The sequence below is a fragment of the Bradyrhizobium sp. STM 3809 genome (assembly GCF_000239795.1).
Taxonomy (GTDB): domain Bacteria; phylum Pseudomonadota; class Alphaproteobacteria; order Rhizobiales; family Xanthobacteraceae; genus Bradyrhizobium.
On the sequence record NZ_CAFJ01000621.1, the window covers coordinates 1 to 6,427 of the forward strand.

General features: G+C 67.4%; 6 protein-coding genes and 1 pseudogene. 3 read left to right on the forward strand and 4 right to left on the reverse strand.

Translation table 11 applies throughout. The annotated features are described in order from the left end of the window. A pseudogene (locus tag BRAS3809_RS27750) lies at positions 1–238 on the reverse strand (RluA family pseudouridine synthase); the annotation flags it as partial. 62 nt (positions 239–300) lie between these two features. Between BRAS3809_RS27750 and BRAS3809_RS27755 the strand changes: the two are divergent. Next, entirely contained in the window at positions 301–1,287 is a 987-nt protein-coding gene (locus tag BRAS3809_RS27755) for an alpha/beta hydrolase (protein ID WP_008965318.1), read from the forward strand. 158 nt (positions 1,288–1,445) lie between these two features. Here the strand turns inward: BRAS3809_RS27755 and BRAS3809_RS27760 are convergent, their stop codons facing one another. The 3 genes from BRAS3809_RS27760 to BRAS3809_RS27770 are packed head-to-tail and all read right to left on the reverse strand — an operon-like array spanning position 1,446 to position 4,609. Further along, positions 1,446–2,780 carry a replication-associated recombination protein A gene (locus BRAS3809_RS27760; RefSeq protein WP_008965319.1) on the reverse strand — a complete coding sequence of 445 codons (1,335 nt, stop codon included), beginning with the start codon at positions 2,778–2,780 and terminating at the stop codon, positions 1,446–1,448. Then, positions 2,777–4,171, reverse strand: coding sequence for a DegQ family serine endoprotease (locus tag BRAS3809_RS27765; RefSeq protein WP_008965320.1), 1,395 nt, complete (start codon positions 4,169–4,171; stop codon positions 2,777–2,779). Before BRAS3809_RS27765 ends, BRAS3809_RS27760 begins: the two co-directional genes overlap by 4 nt. A 60-nt stretch (positions 4,172–4,231) precedes the next feature. After that, positions 4,232–4,609, reverse strand: coding sequence for a winged helix-turn-helix transcriptional regulator (locus BRAS3809_RS27770; protein ID WP_008965321.1), 378 nt, complete (start codon positions 4,607–4,609; stop codon positions 4,232–4,234). Between the two features lie 117 nt (positions 4,610–4,726). On the opposite strand from BRAS3809_RS27770, the gene BRAS3809_RS27775 reads away from it, so the two are divergent. Together BRAS3809_RS27775 and BRAS3809_RS37145 are read left to right on the forward strand one after the other, a co-directional pair. After that, entirely contained in the window at positions 4,727–5,743 is a 1,017-nt protein-coding gene (locus tag BRAS3809_RS27775) for a zinc-binding alcohol dehydrogenase family protein (RefSeq protein WP_008965322.1), read from the forward strand. Between the two features lie 487 nt (positions 5,744–6,230). After that, positions 6,231–6,427, forward strand: a 197-nt coding sequence (locus BRAS3809_RS37145; protein ID WP_210161116.1) for a hypothetical protein, incomplete at its 3' end; no start/stop codon positions are given.

The following is a 6,427-nucleotide window of genomic DNA, read 5'->3' on the forward strand; positions in this document are numbered from 1 at the left end:
GCGGCGCCCGTCCCTTGCGCGGACCGAACTCGCCGCGGGGTGCCGCCTCGCGCTCCCCGGCAAACCGCTCGCGCCGCGGACGATCACTCTCGCTCCGCTTTGCCGGCTCCCGCTTCGGCATCTCCCGCTTGGCGGGCGCGCTGGCGCCGCGCGCGGCCTCCGCCTTCGGCCGCTCGCTGTTGCGGCGGTCGGTCGGACGGTCGGATCGGCTCTGGGTGCGTTTGATGCGGCGGCTCATGGGTGCTGCGTATCCCAAAAGCCACTGCCAGTCACGGCGAAAACGCGATAAATGCCGCGAGCATGTCCTCCGCCGAATCGATGCTGATCGGAGCTCTTCGTATGACGCTGACACGACTGGGCCTGGCGATCGTTGCGGCCGCGCTGATGCTGAGCGATGCGCAGGCGCAGCAGAGCCCGATGCCTGACGAGATCGCCTGGAAGCTGATCGAGATCGGCCGGGTGATCGACCCGCCGAAGACCGCTGCGCTCTATGCGCCGCTGCAGGCCCGGGAACCCTACGCCGACGTCAAGGTGCAGCGCGATGTCCGCTACGGCGCGGCCGAGCGCAACCTGCTCGATGTCTTCACGCCCGACACGGCGGCCGCGCCGCGTCCGATCCTGATCTTCGTGCATGGCGGCGCCTTCATCGGCGGCAACAAGCGCACCACGCCGGACAGCCCCTTCTACGACAACATCATGTTGTGGGCGGTGAAGCGCGGCTTCGTCGGCGTCAACATCACCTACCGCCTGGCGCCGAAATTTCCCTGGCCGGCCGGCGTCGAGGACGTCGCCAGCGCCGTGCAATGGGTGGCGGCGCACGCCGTGGAGAACGGCGGCGATCCCGCGCGAATCTACCTGATGGGGCATTCGGCCGGCGCAGTGCATGTCGCGACCTACGTCGCGCATCCCGAATTCCACAAGGTGGGCGGCGGGGGCCTGGCCGGAGCCATCATGGCATCGGGCATCTACGACCTCACCGCGTCGCCTCTCGGCGACCAGGAGATGGCCTATTTCGGCATCGATCCCTCGCGCTTCAAGGAACGCTCGTCGCTCGAGGGCCTGCAGGCCTCGACCCTGCCGCTGATGATCGCCTCCGCCGAGCTCGACCCGCCGCGCTTCGTCGAGCAGTTCGACCTGCTGAAGCAGGCCGCCTGCAAACGGCCAACGGGCTGTGCCCGCGCGGTCATGCTGCCGCAGCACAGCCACATGTCGGAGGTGTATTCGATCAACACCGCCGACGACCGGCTGACGCGCGAGATCGCCGAGTTCGTGCAGGCGGGGAAGTAGCAACGCGCTCTCTCGACCGTCATTGCGAGCGCAGCGAAGCAATCCAGGGCGGAACGAGGACTCTGGATTGCTTCGCTGCGCTCGCAATGACGCGGTGAGAGCAGGATGCAACACGAGCAGCGCGATGTGCGGCCCAGTAACGAACAGCGTGGGCTGTTCTATCCGCCCCGCTCCTTGCGCAGCTTCGCCCAGTAGTCCAGCCGCTTCCTGATCTCGCGCTCGAAGCCGCGTTCGGGCGGGTCGTAGAAGTGCTGGCGGCCGAGGGCTTCCGGGAAGTAGTCCTGGCCCGAGAACGCGTCCGGCGCATCGTGGTCGTATTGATAGCCGGAGCCGTAGCCCTCGCTCTGCATCAGCTTGGTGGGCGCGTTGAGGATGTGCTTCGGCGGCAGCAGCGAGCCGCCTTCCTTGGCGACGCGCTTGGCGGCGCCGAAGGCCTTGTAGGCGGCGTTGGATTTCGGCGCCGTCGCGACGTAGATCACGGCCTGGGCAATCGCCAGCTCGCCTTCGGGCGAGCCGAGAAAGTCGTAGGCATCCTTGGCCGCGTTGGCGATCACCAGCGCCTGGGGATCGGCGAGGCCGATGTCCTCCACCGCCATGCGGACGATGCGCCGCGCCAGGAACAGCGGGTCCTCGCCGGCATCGAGCATGCGGGCGAAGTAGTACAGCGCGGCATCAGGATCGGAGCCGCGCACCGATTTGTGCATGGCCGAGATCAGGTTGTAGTGGCCGTCGGCGGATTTGTCGTAGATCGGCGCGCGGCGCTGCAGGATCTCCTGCAGCTGTACGGCATTGAAGATCTCGCCCTTGCGCGCCGAGCGCCACACCTCCTCGGCGAGCGTCAGCGACGCCCGGCCGTCGCCGTCGGCCATGCGGATCAGCACATTGCGCGCTTCCTCGTCGAGCGGCAGCTTGCGGCCCTCGACAGCTTCGGCGTGGCTGTACAGCTTCTCGATCGCGGCGGCATCGAGCGAATGGAACACCAGCACGCGTGAGCGCGACAACAGAGCGGCGTTGAGCTCGAAGGACGGGTTCTCCGTGGTCGCGCCGACCAGCACGACGGTGCCGTCCTCCATCACGGGGAGAAAGGAGTCCTGCTGCGCCCTGTTGAAGCGATGCACCTCGTCGACGAAGAGCAGCGTGCCCTGCCCGGTCTCGCGGCGGGCGCGGGCGGCGTCGAAGACCTTCTTCAGGTCGGCGACGCCGGAGAATACCGCGGAGATCTGCTCGAAATGCAGCTCGGTGGCGTCGGCGAGGAGGCGCGCCACCGTGGTCTTGCCGGTGCCCGGCGGGCCCCAGAAGATCAGCGACCCCAGCGTGCGCGTCTCCAGCATGCGGGTCAGCGCGCCGTCGGGGCCGAGGATGTGATCCTGACCGACCACGTCTGACAATTTGTGCGGCCGCAGCCGCTCCGGCAACGGCCGCGGCGCATCGTGCTCCATCCCCGCCGCAGCGAAGAGGCTCGGCCCGCCTTGCTGGGGGCGCTTCGGGCTCATCCGCCGAGCGTGACGTTGATCTGCTGGCCGCCGCGCAGCACCGTGATGCGCCACAGCCGGGCCTGCTCGCGCGAGGCCTTGTCGAGATCGGCGGTCTTGGCGATCTTCTGGTTGTTGACCGCCATGATCACGTCGCCCTTCTGGAAGCCGACATTGGCCGCTGTGGTGCCGTCGCCGGGCTCGAGGATGACGACACCCTCGGTATCGGCGTCGAGATGCAGTTCGTCGGCCACCGCCGGCGAGATGTTGGCGACCTTGGCGCCCTGGAACGGCGAACGGCCATTGATGACGATCTCGTTGCGTCCGGTGTCCGGCGCCGTCTCCAGCGCCACCGCGACCTTCACCGGCTTGCCGCCGCGCTGCAGCTCGATCTGCGCGGTGCCGCCGAGCGGACGGGTGGCGAAGCGATAGTCGAAGGCGTTGGGATCATCGACGGCCTGGCCGTCGATCGAGACGATCAGATCCGACGACTTGATGCCGGCGCGCGCCGCCGGGCTGTTCGGCGTGACGCTCGCGACCAGCGCGCCGGTCGGCGAGCGCAGACCCAGGCTCTCCGCGATCTCCGGCGTCACCGCCTGCAGCCGCGCGCCGAGCCACGGCCGCTTCACCGCCTTGCCGCCGGCCTTGGCGGAGGCGACGACGACGCGGACCATGTTGGCGGGGATCGCGAAGCCGATGCCCTGCGAGCCGCCGGACTTCGAATAGATCGCGGTGTTGATGCCGGCGAGCCGGCCGCTCATGTCGACCAGCGCGCCGCCGGAATTGCCGGGATTGATGGCGGCGTCGGTCTGGATGAAGAACTGATAGTCGGTGATGCCGACTTGCGTGCGCGCCAGCGCCGAGACGATGCCGTGGGTCACGGTCTGGCCGACGCCGAACGGGTTGCCGATCGCGAGCACGACGTCGCCGACCAGGAGATCATCCGAATTGGCGAGCTCGAGCGTCGGAAACTGCTCCTTGGTACCCTTCAGCCTGAGCACCGCGAGGTCGGTGCGGCTGTCCTTGAGCACGATCTCGGCCTCGTATTCGCGCTTGTCGGCGAGCGACACCTTGACCTCGTCGGCACCGTCGATGACGTGCACGTTGGTGACGACGAGGCCCGACGGATCGATCATCACGCCCGAGCCGAGCGAGCGCTGCATCTGCTCCTGCGGGCCGCCCTGCAGGCCGAAGAAGCGGCGGAAGACGGGATCGTCGAGGAAGGGATTGCGGTTCTGCACCACCTTCGCGGCGTAGACGTTGACCACCGCCGGCTGCACCCGCTGCACGATCGGCGCATAGGACAGCCGCAGCTCGGCCGCGGACTGCGGCACGCGCCGGTCCTGCGCCGCGAGCGGGGAGGCGGCCAGCAGCGACAGCAGCAGGGCCACGGTGGAGCGAATCAACGTCATGCGAGCAATCCTGGAAAAATGAGGCCCTGGATATAGGCGGAACGGCCGGTGCGGCCAAGCTCAGGCGGTCTGATGCGGCGTTTTGATGGTGTCTGAAACGGGGGCACTGGACAGCCGTTCCTGGTGCCGCTCGCCCCAGCTCCTCAGCACCTCGATGACCGGCCGCAGGCTCTCGCCGACCTCCGACAGCGTGTAATCGACCCGCGGCGGCACCTCGGCATAGACCTTTCGGACCACCAGCCCGTCGTCCTCCAGCGCGCGCAGCTGCTTGGTCAGCATGCGCTGGGTGATGCCCGGCATCATCCGCCTGAGCTCGCCGAAGCGCTGGCTGCCACCCTGCAGGTGGTAGAGGATGACGCCCTTCCACTTGCCGTCGATCAGGTCCAGCGTGGCTTCGACCGCGCAGCCCGGGCGGCGGGTGAAATTCTTCCGTTTCATTGCGTTTCGGCCCAATAGTATCCAAACGGGGACTAGTTCCCCTTTTTTACAGTACTTGCTCAATCGACGCCAGCAGGACAAGTAGGACCTATCGCAGGGCCAGCCAGGAGGTTGTTCATGAAGGCCGTCGGTTACCAGCAGTCGCTGCCCATCACGGAAGAGCGGGCGCTGTTCGATTTCGAGATCGCCAAACCCGAGCCCAAAGGGCGCGACATCCGCGTCGCGGTGAAGGCGGTATCGGTCAATCCCGTCGACACCAAGGTGCGCAAGCGGGCCGCGCCGCCGGCCGGCGAGACCAAGATCCTCGGCTATGACGCCGCGGGTGTGGTCGAAGCGGTCGGCCCCGAGGTGACGCTGTTCAAGCCGGGCGACGAGGTGTTCTACGCCGGCTCGATCCTGCGCCAGGGCACCAACGCCGAATTCCATCTCGTCGACGAGCGCATCGTCGGCGCCAAGCCGAAGAGCCTGTCGTTTGCGGAGGCCGCCGCCCTGCCCCTGACCTCGATCACCGCCTGGGAGCTGTTGTTCGACCGGCTTGGCGCCGTGCCCGGCAAGAGCCTCGATGACCGCACGCTGCTGATCACGGGCGCGGCCGGCGGCGTCGGCTCGATCCTGATCCAGCTCGCTCGCCGGCTCACCGGCCTGACCGTGCTCGCGACCGCGACCCGGCCGGAATCGCGCGATTGGTGCCTTGCGCTCGGCGCCCATGCCGTGATCGACCACGCCAAGCCGATGAAGGAGCAGATCGACGCGCTCAAGCTGCCGCCGGTCGGCCTGGTGGCGAGCCTCACCCACAGCGACCAGCACTACAAGGCGATCGCCGAGTTCATGGCGCCGCAGGGCAAGTTCGGCCTGATCGACGATCCCGCCGAGTTCTCGCTCGCCGCCTTCAAGGGCAAGGCGATCTCGATCCACTGGGAATCGATGTTCACGCGCTCCTCGTTCACGACGCCCGACATGATCGCGCAGCACAATTTGCTCAACGACGTCTCCGATCTGATCGACAAGCGCGTCATCCGCACCACCCTCGGCGACAACTACGGCACCATCAACGCCGCCAACCTCAAGCGCGCGCATGCCCTGATCGAGAGCAACACCTCGCGCGGCAAGATCGTGCTGGAGGGGTGGAGCTAGCTGATACTCGTAGGGTGGGCAAAGCAGCCGCCGCAGGCGGCAGCGTGCCCACCGTCAGCGCACGCCGCTGCAGCATGGTGGGCACGGCGCCACTGCGAGCTCGCCCGTTGAAAGAGCTCGCATTCGCCTTTGCCCACCCTACGGCTCTGCTCTTTCCGTCATTGCGAGCGAAGCGAAGCAATCCAGGGGCACCCGCGGGACTCTGGATTGCTTCGTCGCTGCGCTCCTCGCAATGACGGCGGTGAGAACGCGTGTCACCAGTGGAGACGCGTCTCGCTCGCCGACGGGTGGGCACGCCGCCACCTGACGGCGGCCGCTTTGGCTACTCTATTCAACGCATCCACGGCGTATATCTTCAGTTCCACGCTTCAAACAGCATTGCAGACACACCTCATCAGTCTCGCGGCGTCACACGCCCGAGGTATGCGGCAGTCCCGCCATCTCGATCATGAGAGGGCGCAGGGAAGGCCGGGAGCTCGCCGCCCCCATGGCCCGCCTGCAGAGAAGAAAGCAGGCGGCAGTCACCACAGGTGCAGCCGAGACATCCCGGCCTCCCCTGCGCGATGGTTTTCACGTTTACTTCGCGCTCTCCCCGGTGTCCGGCTTGTTAGTCACCGTCGCCCGCGCGCTTCGTCAAAAGCACGGCGGGCTTGACGCCAGCGTCGGGGCGCCAGGACCACGCGA

Coding starts and splice junctions, on each gene's coding strand:
- BRAS3809_RS27755 (WP_008965318.1), top strand. CDS start 301: ATGTCCTCCGCCGAATCGATGCTGATCGGAGCTCTTCGTATGACGCTG.
- BRAS3809_RS27760 (WP_008965319.1), bottom strand. CDS start 2,780: ATGAGCCCGAAGCGCCCCCAGCAAGGCGGGCCGAGCCTCTTCGCTGCG.
- BRAS3809_RS27765 (WP_008965320.1), bottom strand. CDS start 4,171: ATGACGTTGATTCGCTCCACCGTGGCCCTGCTGCTGTCGCTGCTGGCC.
- BRAS3809_RS27770 (WP_008965321.1), bottom strand. CDS start 4,609: ATGAAACGGAAGAATTTCACCCGCCGCCCGGGCTGCGCGGTCGAAGCC.
- BRAS3809_RS27775 (WP_008965322.1), top strand. CDS start 4,727: ATGAAGGCCGTCGGTTACCAGCAGTCGCTGCCCATCACGGAAGAGCGG.